At 41.1% G+C, this 17500-nt stretch carries 8 protein-coding genes and 5 rRNA genes (2 of these 13 running past the window's edge); 7 read left to right on the plus strand and 6 right to left on the minus strand.

Annotated features, from left to right (window positions below):
* The 6 genes from NKR74_RS01435 to NKR74_RS01460 form a co-directional block, all read left to right on the plus strand.
* Positions 1-1785: ribosomal RNA gene (locus NKR74_RS01435) — 23S ribosomal RNA — on the plus strand; it begins 1138 nt to the left of the window's first position.
* A 50-nt stretch (positions 1786-1835) separates the two neighbouring features.
* Positions 1836-1951: ribosomal RNA gene (gene rrf / locus NKR74_RS01440) — 5S ribosomal RNA — on the plus strand.
* Positions 1952-2412: 461 nt separating this feature from the next.
* Positions 2413-3964, plus strand: a 16S ribosomal RNA gene (locus NKR74_RS01445).
* A gap of 137 nt (positions 3965-4101) precedes the next feature.
* Positions 4102-7024, plus strand: a 23S ribosomal RNA gene (locus NKR74_RS01450).
* Between the two features lie 50 nt (positions 7025-7074).
* A 5S ribosomal RNA gene (rrf, locus tag NKR74_RS01455) occupies positions 7075-7190 on the plus strand.
* Together the 16S, 23S and 5S rRNA genes form the textbook arrangement of a ribosomal RNA operon.
* A 254-nt stretch (positions 7191-7444) precedes the next feature.
* Positions 7445-8818, plus strand: coding sequence for a short-chain fatty acid transporter (locus tag NKR74_RS01460; RefSeq protein ID WP_098311345.1), 1374 nt, complete (start codon positions 7445-7447; stop codon positions 8816-8818).
* A 278-nt stretch (positions 8819-9096) separates the two neighbouring features.
* Here NKR74_RS01460 and NKR74_RS01465 read toward each other — a convergent pair whose 3' ends face one another.
* Positions 9097-10791, minus strand: a complete 1695-nt coding sequence (locus NKR74_RS01465; protein ID WP_253628409.1) for a M20/M25/M40 family metallo-hydrolase — start codon at positions 10789-10791, stop codon at positions 9097-9099.
* Between the two features lie 208 nt (positions 10792-10999).
* Positions 11000-11749, minus strand: coding sequence for an IclR family transcriptional regulator (locus NKR74_RS01470; protein ID WP_098311347.1), 750 nt, complete (start codon positions 11747-11749; stop codon positions 11000-11002).
* Between the two features lie 255 nt (positions 11750-12004).
* Here NKR74_RS01470 and NKR74_RS01475 point away from each other — a divergent pair, with 255 nt between their 5' ends.
* The gene (locus NKR74_RS01475; protein ID WP_253628410.1) at positions 12005-13429 is read left to right on the plus strand and encodes an amino acid permease; all 1425 of its coding nucleotides are present in this window, start codon (positions 12005-12007) and stop codon (positions 13427-13429) included.
* Positions 13430-13903: 474 nt separating this feature from the next.
* Here NKR74_RS01475 and bacA read toward each other — a convergent pair whose 3' ends face one another.
* The 4 genes from bacA to NKR74_RS01495 form a co-directional block, all read right to left on the minus strand.
* The gene (gene bacA, locus NKR74_RS01480; RefSeq protein WP_253628411.1) at positions 13904-14701 is read right to left on the minus strand and encodes an undecaprenyl-diphosphate phosphatase; all 798 of its coding nucleotides are present in this window, start codon (positions 14699-14701) and stop codon (positions 13904-13906) included.
* 88 nt (positions 14702-14789) lie between these two features.
* Complete coding sequence (locus NKR74_RS01485; RefSeq protein ID WP_253628412.1) at positions 14790-15527, minus strand: ABC transporter permease; 738 nt, start codon at positions 15525-15527, stop codon at positions 14790-14792.
* Positions 15520-16440 carry an ABC transporter ATP-binding protein gene (locus NKR74_RS01490; protein WP_253628413.1) on the minus strand — a complete coding sequence of 307 codons (921 nt, stop codon included), beginning with the start codon at positions 16438-16440 and terminating at the stop codon, positions 15520-15522. Before NKR74_RS01490 ends, NKR74_RS01485 begins: the two co-directional genes overlap by 8 nt.
* Positions 16441-16518: 78 nt before the next feature.
* Positions 16519-17500, minus strand: partial view of a sensor histidine kinase gene (locus NKR74_RS01495; protein WP_253628414.1) — the 3' portion only. It continues 35 nt past the right edge of the window; 982 of the gene's 1017 nt are visible here — the last part of the coding sequence; its start codon lies beyond the right edge, outside the window — the gene reads right to left on this strand; its stop codon occupies positions 16519-16521.

The raw sequence follows: 17500 nt of genomic DNA on the forward strand, positions 1-17500 counted from the left end.
GTAATAGCTCACTAGTCGAGTGACTCTGCGCCGAAAATGTACCGGGGCTAAATACACCACCGAAGCTGCGGATTGATACCTATGGTATCAGTGGTAGGGGAGCGTTCTAAGTGCTGTGAAGTCAGATCGTAAGGACTGGTGGAGCGCTTAGAAGTGAGAATGCCGGTATGAGTAGCGAAAGACGGGTGAGAATCCCGTCCACCGAATGCCTAAGGTTTCCTGAGGAAGGCTCGTCCGCTCAGGGTTAGTCAGGACCTAAGCCGAGGCCGACAGGCGTAGGCGATGGACAACAGGTTGATATTCCTGTACCACCTCTTTATCGTTTGAGCAATGGAGGGACGCAGAAGGATAGAAGAAGCGTGCGATTGGTTGTGCACGTCCAAGCAGTTAGGCTGGTAAGTAGGCAAATCCGCTTACCGCAAAGGCTGAGCTGTGATGGGGAAGCTCCTTATGGAGCGAAGTCTTTGATTCCCCGCTGCCAAGAAAAGCTTCTAGCGAGATAAAAGGTGCCTGTACCGCAAACCGACACAGGTAGGCGAGGAGAGAATCCTAAGGTGTGCGAGAGAACTCTGGTTAAGGAACTCGGCAAAATGACCCCGTAACTTCGGGAGAAGGGGTGCTTTCTTAACGGAAAGCCGCAGTGAATAGGCCCAAGCGACTGTTTAGCAAAAACACAGGTCTCTGCGAAGCCGTAAGGCGAAGTATAGGGGCTGACACCTGCCCGGTGCTGGAAGGTTAAGGAGAGGGGTTAGCGCAAGCGAAGCTCTGAACTGAAGCCCCAGTAAACGGCGGCCGTAACTATAACGGTCCTAAGGTAGCGAAATTCCTTGTCGGGTAAGTTCCGACCCGCACGAAAGGTGTAACGATTTGGGCACTGTCTCAACCAGAGACTCGGTGAAATTATAGTACCTGTGAAGATGCAGGTTACCCGCGACAGGACGGAAAGACCCCGTGGAGCTTTACTGTAGCCTGATATTGAATTTTGGTACAGCTTGTACAGGATAGGCGGGAGCCTTTGAAGCCGGAGCGCTAGCTTCGGTGGAGGCGCTGGTGGGATACCGCCCTGGCTGTATTGAAATTCTAACCTACGGGTCTTATCGACCCGGGAGACAGTGTCAGGTGGGCAGTTTGACTGGGGCGGTCGCCTCCTAAAAAGTAACGGAGGCGCCCAAAGGTTCCCTCAGAATGGTTGGAAATCATTCGTAGAGTGCAAAGGCATAAGGGAGCTTGACTGCGAGACCTACAAGTCGAGCAGGGACGAAAGTCGGGCTTAGTGATCCGGTGGTTCCGCATGGAAGGGCCATCGCTCAACGGATAAAAGCTACCCCGGGGATAACAGGCTTATCTCCCCCAAGAGTCCACATCGACGGGGAGGTTTGGCACCTCGATGTCGGCTCATCGCATCCTGGGGCTGTAGTCGGTCCCAAGGGTTGGGCTGTTCGCCCATTAAAGCGGTACGCGAGCTGGGTTCAGAACGTCGTGAGACAGTTCGGTCCCTATCCGTCGTGGGCGTAGGAAATTTGAGAGGAGCTGTCCTTAGTACGAGAGGACCGGGATGGACGCACCGCTGGTGTACCAGTTGTTCTGCCAAGGGCATAGCTGGGTAGCTATGTGCGGAAGGGATAAGTGCTGAAAGCATCTAAGCATGAAGCCCCCCTCAAGATGAGATTTCCCATAGCGTTAAGCTAGTAAGATCCCTGAAAGATGATCAGGTTGATAGGTTCGAGGTGGAAGCATGGTGACATGTGGAGCTGACGAATACTAATAGATCGAGGACTTAACCATATAATATGAAGCAAATGTTATCTAGTTTTGAAGGAATATACCTTCATAAGTCTGGTAATGATGGCAGAGAGGTCACACCCGTTCCCATACCGAACACGGAAGTTAAGCTCTCTAGCGCTGATGGTAGTTGGGACTTTGTCCCTGTGAGAGTAGGACGTTGCCAGGCAATCTAAGACGAGTCAGAATAACTCGTCTTTTTTGTGTTTTTTATAGTCTTTATAAAGTTTATAATTATTAATAGTATTATCCTATATAAATTAATAATTAGAGGAAGAGATTCTCCTTTCGAATATAAAACAATGTAATTTGTATGTTTATAAAGTATATCTTTTCTAATTTAATAGGTGGGCCTCGATATTGTTTATACCTACTTTTGAATCGATGATAAAAAAATCTAATTGTTAGAGAAAAATGTATTGATTTTATAAGGAGAGTTGTGTAATATAGTAAGAGTCGCTGATGCAACAGAGCAGAAAGCGGAAACGAAATAAAAAACTTAGTTGATATTGAAACACTAAAATGTTAACATAAGGAAGTCGCAATTGAGCGGCAAACAAGTTCTTTGAAAACTGAACGAAACAAACAACGTGAAACGTCAATTTTTATTTATGATGCTAGACAAACACTTTATTGGAGAGTTTGATCCTGGCTCAGGATGAACGCTGGCGGCGTGCCTAATACATGCAAGTCGAGCGAACCAATTAAGAGCTTGCTCTTAAGAAGTTAGCGGCGGACGGGTGAGTAACACGTAGGTAACCTGCCTATAAGACTGGGATAACTCCGGGAAACCGGGGCTAATACCGGATAACATTTTGCACCGCATGGTGCGAAATTGAAAGGCGGCTTCGGCTGTCACTTATAGATGGACCTGCGGCGCATTAGCTAGTTGGTGAGGTAACGGCTCACCAAGGCGACGATGCGTAGCCGACCTGAGAGGGTGATCGGCCACACTGGGACTGAGACACGGCCCAGACTCCTACGGGAGGCAGCAGTAGGGAATCTTCCGCAATGGACGAAAGTCTGACGGAGCAACGCCGCGTGAGCGATGAAGGCCTTCGGGTCGTAAAGCTCTGTTGTTAGGGAAGAACAAGTGCTAGTTGAATAAGCTGGCACCTTGACGGTACCTAACCAGAAAGCCACGGCTAACTACGTGCCAGCAGCCGCGGTAATACGTAGGTGGCAAGCGTTATCCGGAATTATTGGGCGTAAAGCGCGCGCAGGTGGTTTCTTAAGTCTGATGTGAAAGCCCACGGCTCAACCGTGGAGGGTCATTGGAAACTGGGAGACTTGAGTGCAGAAGAGGAAAGTGGAATTCCATGTGTAGCGGTGAAATGCGTAGAGATATGGAGGAACACCAGTGGCGAAGGCGACTTTCTGGTCTGCAACTGACACTGAGGCGCGAAAGCGTGGGGAGCAAACAGGATTAGATACCCTGGTAGTCCACGCCGTAAACGATGAGTGCTAAGTGTTAGAGGGTTTCCGCCCTTTAGTGCTGAAGTTAACGCATTAAGCACTCCGCCTGGGGAGTACGGCCGCAAGGCTGAAACTCAAAGGAATTGACGGGGGCCCGCACAAGCGGTGGAGCATGTGGTTTAATTCGAAGCAACGCGAAGAACCTTACCAGGTCTTGACATCCTCTGACAACCCTAGAGATAGGGCTTCTCCTTCGGGAGCAGAGTGACAGGTGGTGCATGGTTGTCGTCAGCTCGTGTCGTGAGATGTTGGGTTAAGTCCCGCAACGAGCGCAACCCTTGATCTTAGTTGCCATCATTAAGTTGGGCACTCTAAGGTGACTGCCGGTGACAAACCGGAGGAAGGTGGGGATGACGTCAAATCATCATGCCCCTTATGACCTGGGCTACACACGTGCTACAATGGACGGTACAAAGAGTCGCAAGACCGCGAGGTGGAGCTAATCTCATAAAACCGTTCTCAGTTCGGATTGTAGGCTGCAACTCGCCTACATGAAGCTGGAATCGCTAGTAATCGCGGATCAGCATGCCGCGGTGAATACGTTCCCGGGCCTTGTACACACCGCCCGTCACACCACGAGAGTTTGTAACACCCGAAGTCGGTGGGGTAACCTTTTTGGAGCCAGCCGCCTAAGGTGGGACAGATGATTGGGGTGAAGTCGTAACAAGGTAGCCGTATCGGAAGGTGCGGCTGGATCACCTCCTTTCTATGGAGAATTGATGAACGCTGTTCATCAATATAAGTTTCCGTGTTTCGTTTTGTTCAGTTTTGAGAGAACTATCTCTCGAAAATATATGTTCTTTGAAAACTAGATAACAGTGTAGCTCATATTTTTTTAATTTTGGTTAAGTTAGAAAGGGCGCACGGTGGATGCCTTGACACTAGGAGTCGATGAAGGACGGGACTAACACCGATATGCTTCGGGGAGCTGTAAGTAAGCTTTGATCCGGAGATTTCCGAATGGGGAAACCCACCATACGTAATGGTATGGTATCTTTATCTGAATACATAGGGTAAAGAAGACAGACCCAGGGAACTGAAACATCTAAGTACCTGGAGGAAGAGAAAGCAAATGCGATTTCCTGAGTAGCGGCGAGCGAAACGGAATCTAGCCCAAACCAAGAGGCTTGCCTCTTGGGGTTGTAGGACATTCTATACGGAGTTACAAAGGAACGAGGTAGACGAAGCAGCCTGGAAAGGCTCGTCATAGAAGGTAACAACCCTGTAGTTGAAACTTCGTTCCCTCTTGAATGTATCCTGAGTACGGCGGAACACGTGAAATTCCGTCGGAATCCGGGAGGACCATCTCCCAAGGCTAAATACTACCTAGTGATCGATAGTGAACCAGTACCGTGAGGGAAAGGTGAAAAGCACCCCGGAAGGGGAGTGAAAGAGATCCTGAAACCGTGTGCCTACAAATAGTCAGAGCCCGTTAACGGGTGATGGCGTGCCTTTTGTAGAATGAACCGGCGAGTTACGATCCCGTGCGAGGTTAAGCTGAAGAGGCGGAGCCGTAGCGAAAGCGAGTCTGAATAGGGCGTTTAGTACGTGGTCGTAGACCCGAAACCAGGTGATCTACCCATGTCCAGGGTGAAGTTCAGGTAACACTGAATGGAGGCCCGAACCCACGCACGTTGAAAAGTGCGGGGATGAGGTGTGGGTAGCGGAGAAATTCCAATCGAACCTGGAGATAGCTGGTTCTCCCCGAAATAGCTTTAGGGCTAGCCTCAAGTGTGAGAGTCTTGGAGGTAGAGCACTGATTGAACTAGGGGTCCTCATCGGATTACCGAATTCAGTCAAACTCCGAATGCCAATGACTTATCCTTGGGAGTCAGACTGCGAGTGATAAGATCCGTAGTCAAAAGGGAAACAGCCCAGACCGCCAGCTAAGGTCCCAAAGTGTGTATTAAGTGGAAAAGGATGTGGAGTTGCTTAGACAACTAGGATGTTGGCTTAGAAGCAGCCACCATTTAAAGAGTGCGTAATAGCTCACTAGTCGAGTGACTCTGCGCCGAAAATGTACCGGGGCTAAATACACCACCGAAGCTGCGGATTGATACCTATGGTATCAGTGGTAGGGGAGCGTTCTAAGTGCTGTGAAGTCAGATCGTAAGGACTGGTGGAGCGCTTAGAAGTGAGAATGCCGGTATGAGTAGCGAAAGACGGGTGAGAATCCCGTCCACCGAATGCCTAAGGTTTCCTGAGGAAGGCTCGTCCGCTCAGGGTTAGTCAGGACCTAAGCCGAGGCCGACAGGCGTAGGCGATGGACAACAGGTTGATATTCCTGTACCACCTCTTTATCGTTTGAGCAATGGAGGGACGCAGAAGGATAGAAGAAGCGTGCGATTGGTTGTGCACGTCCAAGCAGTTAGGCTGGTAAGTAGGCAAATCCGCTTACCGCAAAGGCTGAGCTGTGATGGGGAAGCTCCTTATGGAGCGAAGTCTTTGATTCCCCGCTGCCAAGAAAAGCTTCTAGCGAGATAAAAGGTGCCTGTACCGCAAACCGACACAGGTAGGCGAGGAGAGAATCCTAAGGTGTGCGAGAGAACTCTGGTTAAGGAACTCGGCAAAATGACCCCGTAACTTCGGGAGAAGGGGTGCTTTCTTAACGGAAAGCCGCAGTGAATAGGCCCAAGCGACTGTTTAGCAAAAACACAGGTCTCTGCGAAGCCGTAAGGCGAAGTATAGGGGCTGACACCTGCCCGGTGCTGGAAGGTTAAGGAGAGGGGTTAGCGCAAGCGAAGCTCTGAACTGAAGCCCCAGTAAACGGCGGCCGTAACTATAACGGTCCTAAGGTAGCGAAATTCCTTGTCGGGTAAGTTCCGACCCGCACGAAAGGTGTAACGATTTGGGCACTGTCTCAACCAGAGACTCGGTGAAATTATAGTACCTGTGAAGATGCAGGTTACCCGCGACAGGACGGAAAGACCCCGTGGAGCTTTACTGTAGCCTGATATTGAATTTTGGTACAGCTTGTACAGGATAGGCGGGAGCCTTTGAAGCCGGAGCGCTAGCTTCGGTGGAGGCGCTGGTGGGATACCGCCCTGGCTGTATTGAAATTCTAACCTACGGGTCTTATCGACCCGGGAGACAGTGTCAGGTGGGCAGTTTGACTGGGGCGGTCGCCTCCTAAAAAGTAACGGAGGCGCCCAAAGGTTCCCTCAGAATGGTTGGAAATCATTCGTAGAGTGCAAAGGCATAAGGGAGCTTGACTGCGAGACCTACAAGTCGAGCAGGGACGAAAGTCGGGCTTAGTGATCCGGTGGTTCCGCATGGAAGGGCCATCGCTCAACGGATAAAAGCTACCCCGGGGATAACAGGCTTATCTCCCCCAAGAGTCCACATCGACGGGGAGGTTTGGCACCTCGATGTCGGCTCATCGCATCCTGGGGCTGTAGTCGGTCCCAAGGGTTGGGCTGTTCGCCCATTAAAGCGGTACGCGAGCTGGGTTCAGAACGTCGTGAGACAGTTCGGTCCCTATCCGTCGTGGGCGTAGGAAATTTGAGAGGAGCTGTCCTTAGTACGAGAGGACCGGGATGGACGCACCGCTGGTGTACCAGTTGTTCTGCCAAGGGCATAGCTGGGTAGCTATGTGCGGAAGGGATAAGTGCTGAAAGCATCTAAGCATGAAGCCCCCCTCAAGATGAGATTTCCCATAGCGTTAAGCTAGTAAGATCCCTGAAAGATGATCAGGTTGATAGGTTCGAGGTGGAAGCATGGTGACATGTGGAGCTGACGAATACTAATAGATCGAGGACTTAACCATATAATATGAAGCAAATGTTATCTAGTTTTGAAGGAATATACCTTCATAAGTCTGGTAATGATGGCAGAGAGGTCACACCCGTTCCCATACCGAACACGGAAGTTAAGCTCTCTAGCGCCGATGGTAGTTGGGACTTTGTCCCTGTGAGAGTAGGACGTTGCCAGGCAAATCCCTAAGTCGTTTCGACTTAGGGATTTTTTATTTATAGTATATCTTTTCATTTTCTTATACGTACAATTTTTGTCTTAATTAATTTTATCAATTTTCATTCTTAACTGTTCTGAAAGCCTATCTTTATTCATCTAATGTAATTTTTGATGAAAAAGAAGGCTTTTTTAATTATATAGAGGTTATTTATGTTCCATATAGAAATCTTACATATTAACTAAATAAAAACAGGAAAAATGGAGGATTTATTTAATGAACAAAGCTGCATTAAAAGAAGATACAAGCAGGGTTATAAAGAAGCAGGAAACTTTACTTACGAAGTGTGCCGATGTATTTTCAAGGTGGTCACAGAAATATGTACCTGATGCTTTTGTTATTGCTGTGCTACTCACATTTTTTGTTTTCATTGTAGCGTTTTTTATGAACCCCTCTAAGCCGTCTGCAATTGTAAAATCGTGGGGAGATGGATTTTGGACCTATTTAACTTTCACTATGCAGATGGTATTGTTAATGGTAACAGGGATGACATTGGCTTCTGTATCATTTATTAATAGAGGCTTACAGTCTATGGCAAAACTAGCTAATACGCCTCAAAAAGCTTACATTCTCACGTTTTTAGTAAGTGCAGCTGCATATTATATTAATTGGGGATTAGCTGTTGTTGTTGGAGCAATTGTGGCAAAGGAAGTAGGGAAAAAGAATCCGCATGCTCATTTTCCATTACTTGTAGCAGCTGCTTACTCTCCGACAGCCTTATATAGCGCAGGGCTTTCTAGTTCAATTGGATTAACAATTGCTACAAAGGATCATTTTCTTGCAGATGTAATGGGTGTAATTCCAACATCTCAAACGATTTTTAGTTTTTCTACCATCACTATCTTTTTGGCATTATTGATTACAATGCCAATTATCATTGTACTTATGGCTCCGAAAAGTGGAATTGTTGGCTATAAAGCCGATGAGAAAACTGAATCTTCTTTTATAAAACCTTCTCAGAAAGATTTAACTATCGCAGAAAAATTAGAATGGACCCCGGTGTTGGGAACATTATTCGGTTTAATTGGTATGTTTTATTGTGTATATGAGTTTATTAATGGCCGCGGCTTGGACTTAAATATTATTAACCTATTATTTTTATCATTGGGCTTGTTATTGCATGGTTCTCTAGGCAATTTTTCGCAAGGATTTAAAGAGGCAACTGGATCAATTTCTCCAATTATTTTACAATTTCCGTTTTACGCAGGGATAATTGCTGTGTTAGGTAGTTCAGGATTAGGAAGTTCTATTATTGAGTGGATGGCATCCATTGCATCAAAAGATACATTTGATATTTTTACATATTGGTCAGCTGGGTTAGTAAATTTATTGGCACCGTCAGGCGGGGGACAATGGGCATTGCAAGGACCGCTGCAAATTCCAGCTGGATTGAAATTAGGAGTAGACCCAGCGAATGTTGCAATGGCAGTAGGATGGGGAGATGCCTGGACAAATTTAATTCAGCCATTCTGGGCTTTGCCTCTTTTAGGTGTATTAGGACTAAAAATTAAGGACATTATGGGATACTGCTTTATTCTTTGTATTTGGGTAGGGATTGTTACAAGTGTACTTATGTTATTTCTTTATTAATCTTATAGAAGGAATTCGTTTTCTTTTTAAAAATTATCATGTGAAACTAACCATCAGTAAAGGTATCCTCCACTGATGGTTAGTTGAATGAATTTCTCTTTACTATCCTCAAATATCATATTTTACAGTATTACGTTAAAAAGACAGGGTTCCCTGTCTTTTTTTCGATGAAATAAATCTTATGAAACATGATTGTGTATTAAAAATATAACGCTTCTTTTTATATAAAAGAGTACAGGAATTGGTCATTATTTTAAAATCTTGCTGTGCTTGTGTGCCTACATAGGATGAACTGTTTCACGGTTTGAGCTCTTCTTAAAATCCTTTAAAAGTTGTATTGTTGTTTTTTGAATAAGTAAAGGCAATACATGAAATGAATATGGTTTATAGACACGCTCTGTCCATTTGTGACCGTCTTTCCCGTACACCCCCATGTTAATAGAAGGGATATTTAATTTACGTATAGTATCGTATGGAAGTGGATATAGTTGTTCCCACTTCGGGAAGTTTTGTAATAATGGTTTTAGTTCATCGTCTGTTTCGTGAATAGATAGGAAGCTTCCATCAGCTAAATAAGGGAAAAACTTTTTCAAAACAAATTGTTCTCCGGTCTCATCTTGTACATTTTGTAGCATTGTTTCAATACTGCTTTGTAATTGACGATTTTGTTCACTTGTTTGCTTTAAATAGTTATGTGGTAAAAAAGGCGGTGCAAAAAATAAAATAACTCTTGGTTTTTTTTCAGGATCCATTTCTTGTAGAGCGGCAACAATTTCAAAATAAACTTCACGTAAGTCACTATTCTTACTTTGTTTTAGGGTATTTTGAATAATTGCTTCCGTATTTATGCCATGTTGTTGTAATTCTTCTATATAATCTCCGTAACTTGTAACAGCAATCTCCCATGAAAGGTCACGTGATGGTAAGCCTGTTACAAGTAAATAATGCTGAAACTGTTCTTTTAGATACTCTTCAGCTTCTTTACATACTTGTTTTGTTTCGGCTAATAGTCGCTCAAGAACTTCTTCAGGTGTAGATTCATAAATAAAATAATTAAAGTATAGCTGGCTACTTGTTGCGGTTTGTACAGTATAACTGTCTTTATTATCGCGTTGATATAAACATGTTGGAGGTAGAACAAGCTCATCAGGTATAAATTCAGTTAGTTTATAGTTGTTATGCAATCTGCGTGTAATTTGAGCAGCAATAAAGTTTGGATCAATTCCTGATAATGTATCTCCAACATGTACTTCTCTTCCATAAATATAGAAACAAGGTAGAAGTTTCCCAGCTGTTCCTGTATAAATATAGCGCTGGTTGTCTCCGTCGTATAGAGGTGTGATGAAATCATTATTAATTGCTAGACAGTAGTGTAATTGTTTTTCTCGTTGTAGTCTTTCTAGTTCAGTTAATGCAGCTGTAATTCCGCGGTGTTCTCCCTCTTCGTCACCATTGAAAAGTAAAAGAAGATTTCCTTCTAATAGATCGGTATGTTGTGAGAAATATAAAATGTTAGCGATATGGACAGCAGCCCCACTTTTCATATCAACAGAGCCACGACCAAATAGCCAATCTCCAGATTTAGCATCAGTCTGGACATCAAGATTTCCCTCATATGTTTGAAAATATTCTTCTAATGTTTCTGAGGAAAAAGCATGTTCCTTTAATAGGCCGAAGTCTTCAATTCCAACTGTATCTAGATGAGAATGATAAATGATGGTAGAAGTTGATTTTTTGTTTCCTTCTACAAATGCAAATAAATTTATTCGGTTAATTGGATCATTTGGAACAGTTTGTACCCATAAATGTTCAGGGTGCTGTTTAAAATATGGAAAGCTTTTCAAAATGCGATAAAGTTCATCTATAATATGGGCTTCACCTTCAGTTCCGTTAATGCTATTAAATGAAACGAGATGTTTTGTGAGTGTCTCGACTTGTTTTTCTAGAGATAGTGAGTGTAATTGTTGATACATAAGATAAAACCTCCTTAATTTTTTGATTAAAAAAGTAATTGTTTGTAAAAGCATGTATTTTATTGTTTAAAAAGAAAACAGCAACAACATTTTGGATAACAACTCATACTAACCTCAAGTCTAAAACTTTCATATCTGTCTTTTATTTTCCACATTATGAAATTAGTTTCCGCTATATGAATAAAAAAATGGCGGCAGATTGTCGATTTTATAATACGGACGTTCTGCCGATTTTAGTAGATATTTCACTAGCGGCTTGTTTCACCTTGCTAATAAGGAAGGTTAGCCGATCATCGTTGATACGGTGGTTAAGCACTCCAACGCTTAATGCTCCCATTACTTTATTGTTAAAGCCTATAATGGGTGCCGCAACAGATGCAGTGCCTTCAGTTTTCTCACCATAACTTACGGCATACCCTTGTCTTTCTATTTCTAATAATTGATGTAAAAGAATTTGCTTTTGTTCTGGTGAGGAAGAAAGTAATTGGTCAATAATGTGATGTGTCTCTCTAGAATCCATATTAGCGAGTATTGTTTTATTTGGTGCACCGATAGAAAGAGGGATTCTTTCTCCTAAGTTATCAATAACACGAACTTTTAATGGACTGTCAATTCTTTCGATAATAATAGAATGTGTTCCATTTGGAATATTTAAATAAACGCTTTCTTCCACTTCATGTGCTAAACGTTTCATTACTTCTCTGGCTACAGATTTGTAGTCAATTTTCTCTAATTGACGTAAGCCGATTTCCATCCACATAGGTCCTGATGTATAATGCTTCGTTTCTGGAATTTGTGAAACAAGCTCATGTTTCATTAGAGAATTGAGTAACCTGTGTACTGTACTAACCGGAAGAGATGTTCTTTCGGCTATGTCAGAAATGGACCAGTACTCTTTATTGTTATCAGAATTTAGTAATTTAATAATACCTATAGCTCGATCAATGGATTGTACCATAACTTGCCTCGACTTTACTTTTAATGTGTAAATCTCTTTGATTAACTATCAATTTAGCAAAAATTTATTCTGAAATCAAACTAAATTTCAGAATAAACGAAATAGAGAGAATATAAAACGAAAACGCATACAAAAACATGTTGACTTTTTTATTAAATTATCTGAAAATTAAAACAAGATTTCGTATAGTGGAAACAATTCCGTGATACGGAAAAATTTCTTTTTATAATATCAATTATGAAAGTGAGGAAAACAATGACGCATTCTGACAGCAAGAATAATGAATTAAAGCGTACGATGAAAAGTCGACATTTGTTTATGATTGCACTTGGTGGTGTAATCGGAACTGGCTTGTTTAACGGTTCTGGTTTTATCATCAGCAAAGCTGGACCTGGAGGAGCTGTACTTGCTTTTATGACTGGTGGATTATTGATGTATCTCGTCATGTTATGTCTTGGCGAGCTCGCGGTGGCTATGCCGGTGTCCGGTTCTTTCCAGGAATATGCTACGAAGTATATAAATCCTGCCACTGGATTTACTATTGGATGGTTGTATTGGCTAAGCTGGGCAAATACTGTTGGGCTTGAATTTACAACTGCGGGTATTACGATGCAGCGCTGGTTTCCTGATATTCCTGTATGGGTTTGGTGTTTAACATTTGGTGTTACAATTTTTAGTATTAATGCGTTATCTGCCCGTAGTTATGCAGAAACGGAATTTTGGTTTTCGAGCATTAAAGTGTCAGCCATTGTTGCCTTCATTATTCTTGGAGGAGCAGCGATGTTTGGCTTTATTGACTTAAAAGGGAATGAAGCGGCGCCGTTTTTTTCAAATTTTACAGATTACGGTGGTCTATTCCCAAACGGAATTGGTGCGATACTGTTAACGATGGTTACGGTTAACTATTCCTTTCAGGGTACAGAACTGGTTGGTATCGCAGCGGGTGAGAGTGAAAATCCTGAAAAAACGTTACCGCGTTCCATTCGAAATATTATATGGCGGACGATGTTTTTCTTCGTTTTAGCGATATTTGTTCTTGCAGCCTTGATTCCTTGGGAAGAAGCAGGTTTAGCGAAAAGTCCATTTGTTGCCGTTTTTGATAATATGGGTATTCCATATGCTGCTGATATTATGAACTTTGTCATTCTCACTGCTGTTCTTTCGGTTGCTAACTCAGGATTATATGCAGCAACAAGAATGCTTTGGTCATTGTCCAAAAATGACATGGCTCCAGCTTTCTTACAGAAAGTATCGTCACGTGGTATTCCATTATATGCATTAATTATGACGATATCTATTTCTGCTTTTTCACTTTTGACGAGTGTTGTGGCTGCTGAAACTGTGTATTTATGGTTAATTTCGATTTCGGGCGTTATTACAATTATTGTATGGATGTCCATTTGTGCTTCTCAATTTCTTTTCCGTAGGCGTTACCTAGCAGAAGGCGGTAAGTTAGAAGATTTGAAATTCAAAACACCTCTTTATCCAATTGTCCCAATTCTAGGCTTTGGACTGTACGGTCTTATATTAGTAAGTCTTATCTTTATTCCTGATCAGAGACTAGGAATTTATTGTACCGTACCTTTTATTATTGCTTGTTATGCTTACTACTACATAAAAGTAAGAAAAAGAATTAGTAATAACAGTTATAGTGAGAATAAAATGAGAAAAATGATGTGAAGTTCATCTTGTTCTTTCTAAGTGTATTTTTAAAATGAAGATATTTTTGTAATGAAAAGAAATACTTTTTTTGTTATTGGCTTTGAAATGAAGTGAAATAGCACCGTTCAAGTAATCTTGAACGGTGCTATTTTTATTTATCCCGCTATTCGCGGGTAGTAAGATCCCCACCTCAAGATTCTGAGAAGAGTGAAGAAGATAGGTGGGGGGATAACTGCCCGTAAAAGCCCGATTGGTGAGAGCTTTCCATCAGTGGGGGATGAAGAAAATCCCCATTGATGGAAGGTTCACTTTATAATATTTTTGGGATTTATTAAAAACGCTGCATCATAACTAAATGAAAGGATCCCGCTGGCTGGATAGCTTGTGTATTCTAATATTTCTTTCTTAGTAGCTAAATCAATGAAAAACCGATATCCTAACTTGAATATGGGCTGACTAGTTGTTTCTTTCGAATAGAAGAGATGGTTCTAGTTAAAGCAGTACAAAAGTAGTGAATACAATAGCTAACAAAATACGATAATAAGCAAATGGCTTTAATCCTATTTTAGCTAACAGTTTTAAAAAGGTAACGACTGCTAGCATTGCTACAATAAAAGAAGTAATGAATCCTACTGCGAACATTGGAATATCGTCTACACTTAAATACTTCCAACTTTTTAATAAGTCTAGACCAGTTGCTCCAACCATGACGGGAAGCGCGATAAGAAAAGAGAATTCTGATGCGGCTTTATAATTCACTTTTGCTAACAATCCTCCAGACATTGTGGATCCAGCTCTTGAGAAGCCAGGATATACTGCTAAACATTGAAATAACCCAATTGTTAATGCTTGACGATATGTTAAATCATCTAATGAATAAGCTGTGGCTTCTGTTTTTTTTACCTCTGCAAAAATCATAAGGATTGCTCCTGCTACAAGCCCGATAACGACAGTGTATGGCTGAAATAAGTATGTTTTGATCACATCATGTAATAGTAAGCCAGCGATTACAGCCGGGAATACACCTAGAATCACATGTAATGCATTGAATTTTTTTTCTTTTTGTAGAAGTGGTTTTATATTAAATAAAGAAACAAGGCGTTTGTGATATAAGACAGCGATAGCTAAAATAGCTCCTAGCTGTATCACAATCTCAAATGTTTTTGCTCTTTCTCCTTCAAATCCTAACAAGTGACCGGCTAATATAAGGTGGCCAGTAGAGGAAATTGGTAAAAATTCTGCTAGTCCTTCTATGATACCAAGTATAAAGGCGGTGACTATGTCGCTCATAATTTCACTCCTAATATATAAATGAAAATTCTTCTTTCAAATCTTGAGAACAGGTAGAGACTTCTGAGATATTTTTTATTCGTATAAATCAATGAATATCAACCTTTTTAAAATAGAAGATTGTTGTGATAAATCCGATCATAGCTGTAGCGGCAATAACGATATAAGAATATTCTGGGGGATATGTCGGTTGCAGTTCGTTGTTTACTATATCGAGTGTAGCCGTCCAAGGAAATAAATCTTTGTGTTCCGAATTTGTAACCATAAGATTTGCCATCGTTATAACAATTGTGAATATAATAGGCGGAACATAAGTCTTCATTACAAGAGTTAGCAGTACAATAAGGGGGGATAAGATAAAAAGGAGTCCACCGCCCAGCAAAAATTTCAGTAAAGATTGCAAGAGTAATGGGCCGCTTAAGCCAGGAAAGCCTCCTAATAGTCCTAATAGTAAAGTTAGTCCCCAAGTAACTATAGTCAACATCATAATCCAAATAAAAAGAAGAATAAATTTACTTATAACAAAGTTAAAACGTGATACAGGAATGGTTAATAGGCTTTTTAATGTATCTTCTGTGTATTCCCGATTAAAGAGATAAGCGGTAACGACTCCGTATAGAAGGACTCCCATTAATAAAATAGTATACATATTAGCATTATAAAAAAGGTCATCCAGACCCGCAGCTGGAGCAGATGGTTTTGTTTTCTTTTCTATATAAAAGGCCGAAACTATCATAAATGGTGCTACCGCTGCCCCAATAATACTAATCAAGAACATATTAGAGCGTTTTAATTTTAATAGTTCTGTATATAGTAGATTAACCAATTGTCCCACCCCCAACCAATTTGATGAAGTAATCTTCTAATCTATCTTCGCTCATCATAATCTTTAATACTTCAATATCGTTTTGAACAAATGTTTTATTAATCTGTCCTTGCTGTCCGAAGTGAGAGTAAATGCGAATATTTCCTTCATCATGAACCTCATAATCAGAAATATGAAATTGATTTTCTAACAGCATCACAGCTTTATTATCGTTATTCACTTGAAATTCTAAGTATTTACGATTTGTTTTTTGAAGTGTATCAAGTGCAATTTCCTCCAATAACTTCCCTTCATGAATAATTCCCATATGATCGACTAGCTGTTCAACTTCAGCTAAAATGTGGCTAGAAATTAATATCGTTATGTTTCTTTCTTGGGCTAAAGATTTAATGAGCTTTCGCATTTCTTTAATACCAATAGGATCTAAACCGTTAGTTGGTTCATCTAATATTAATAGCTCTGGATAATGGAGAAGGGTTCTTGCAATTCCTAATCGTTGTTTCATCCCTAATGAGTATTTTCCTACTAGTTTTTTCGTTTCATGTTGCAGTCCTACAATTTCTAAGGCTTCTTCAATCGCATTTTTTTTGTGAACGCCCATGATTTTGGCATTAATTAATAAATTTTCTCTTGCAGTAAGGTTTTCGTAAAACCCTGGAACTTCAACGATAGAACCAATTCTTCTTAAAATTTCTTTTTGGTTTTTGAGAAAATCCTCTCCGAATATTTCGATTTTTCCACTTGTAGGTTTTATTAGGCCTAGCAGCATTCGAATTGTAGTCGTTTTACCTGCGCCATTTCGCCCGATGAATCCATAAATCTCTCCTTGGTTCACATTTATGTTGAGATTATCTACAGATTTTTGATTGCCATAAATTTTAGTAAGATTTGTTGTTTTTATAATTGTACTCACTTTAAAACACCTACTTTCTATAATCTCTTAATTACATGATAAAAAGGAGGATTTAACTGCTGCTTAATCATTTCTTAACTATTTCTTAAAAACAGTTTGCTTCGGGATGGAAAATCCAAAGGTGGTTCTTTCCCATGGAATACTTTCTACCCAAATTTGGCCGCCGTTTTTTTCTACGAGTGCTTTAGCGATAGCGAGTCCTAGGCCGCTACCACCATGCGAAGGGTTCCTTGATTGGTCACTTCGGTACATTCTCTCAAATACGTTTTCTAAATCGCTCTTTGAAATTCCAGGTCCTTTATCCCAAATGAGCAAATGATATTCATTTGTGGTTTCCGAGAGCTCTATTCCTACTACCTTCCCAGGTTTTCCGTAATATATGGCATTTTTCATGAGGTTACCTATAACTCGCATTAGACTAAGAGAATCTGCTGTAATGGAGCAAGGTTCTTCTGGGATGTTAACTTGTAACTTAATATCATGCATGGATAGCTCAGGTAAAAATTCAATTAAAGATTCCCTAGTAATCTCTGAAAAATCAAGTTGTTCTTCCTTTAATGGAAACTCATCAGCATCTAGCTTGGCCATATTAAATATTTGATCAACTAATTGCTTTAAGCTGTTTGATTTCTTTGATAGTATTTCGAGATATTCTTGTTTTTCATCTTCTGAAGCAGCGATATCATCTTTTAAAGCATCGATATATCCAATAATAGAAGTAAGTGGTGTCCGAATATCATGTGAGGTACTAGATAGCAGTTGTTTTCGGGCTTCTTGAAATCTTTTGGATTCAACTTGGACCTTTTCTAGCTCGCTTATTAATTCATTTACAGAAAAAACTACATCGTCTAATGAATGGTCGTTATTTGTATATAGTCTTGTATGTAAATTTCCGTTAATTGCACGTTTTAATTTAGTCACTATAGACTTTCGGTTCTGAATAAAATGAAGTCTTGTAAAGAAAAGGCTTATTGTTATAACAATAAGTGTAATGAATAAAGTTAATTTTAATGTGTGAACCATGTCTATAAATAGAAGCCCAGTAATGATTATAAGTTGA

The organism is Bacillus sp. 3103sda1 (assembly GCF_024159135.1).
GTDB classification, from domain to species: Bacteria; Bacillota; Bacilli; order Bacillales; family Bacillaceae_G; genus Bacillus_A; species Bacillus_A rhizoplanae.

What these genes read in the sequence shown, in the direction of transcription:
- NKR74_RS01460 (WP_098311345.1), top strand. Translation starts at nt 7,445, where the DNA reads ATGAACAAAGCTGCATTAAAAGAAGATACAAGCAGGGTTATAAAGAAG.
- NKR74_RS01465 (WP_253628409.1), bottom strand. Translation starts at nt 10,791, where the DNA reads ATGTATCAACAATTACACTCACTATCTCTAGAAAAACAAGTCGAGACA.
- NKR74_RS01470 (WP_098311347.1), bottom strand. Translation starts at nt 11,749, where the DNA reads ATGGTACAATCCATTGATCGAGCTATAGGTATTATTAAATTACTAAAT.
- NKR74_RS01475 (WP_253628410.1), top strand. Translation starts at nt 12,005, where the DNA reads ATGACGCATTCTGACAGCAAGAATAATGAATTAAAGCGTACGATGAAA.
- bacA (WP_253628411.1), bottom strand. Translation starts at nt 14,701, where the DNA reads ATGAGCGACATAGTCACCGCCTTTATACTTGGTATCATAGAAGGACTA.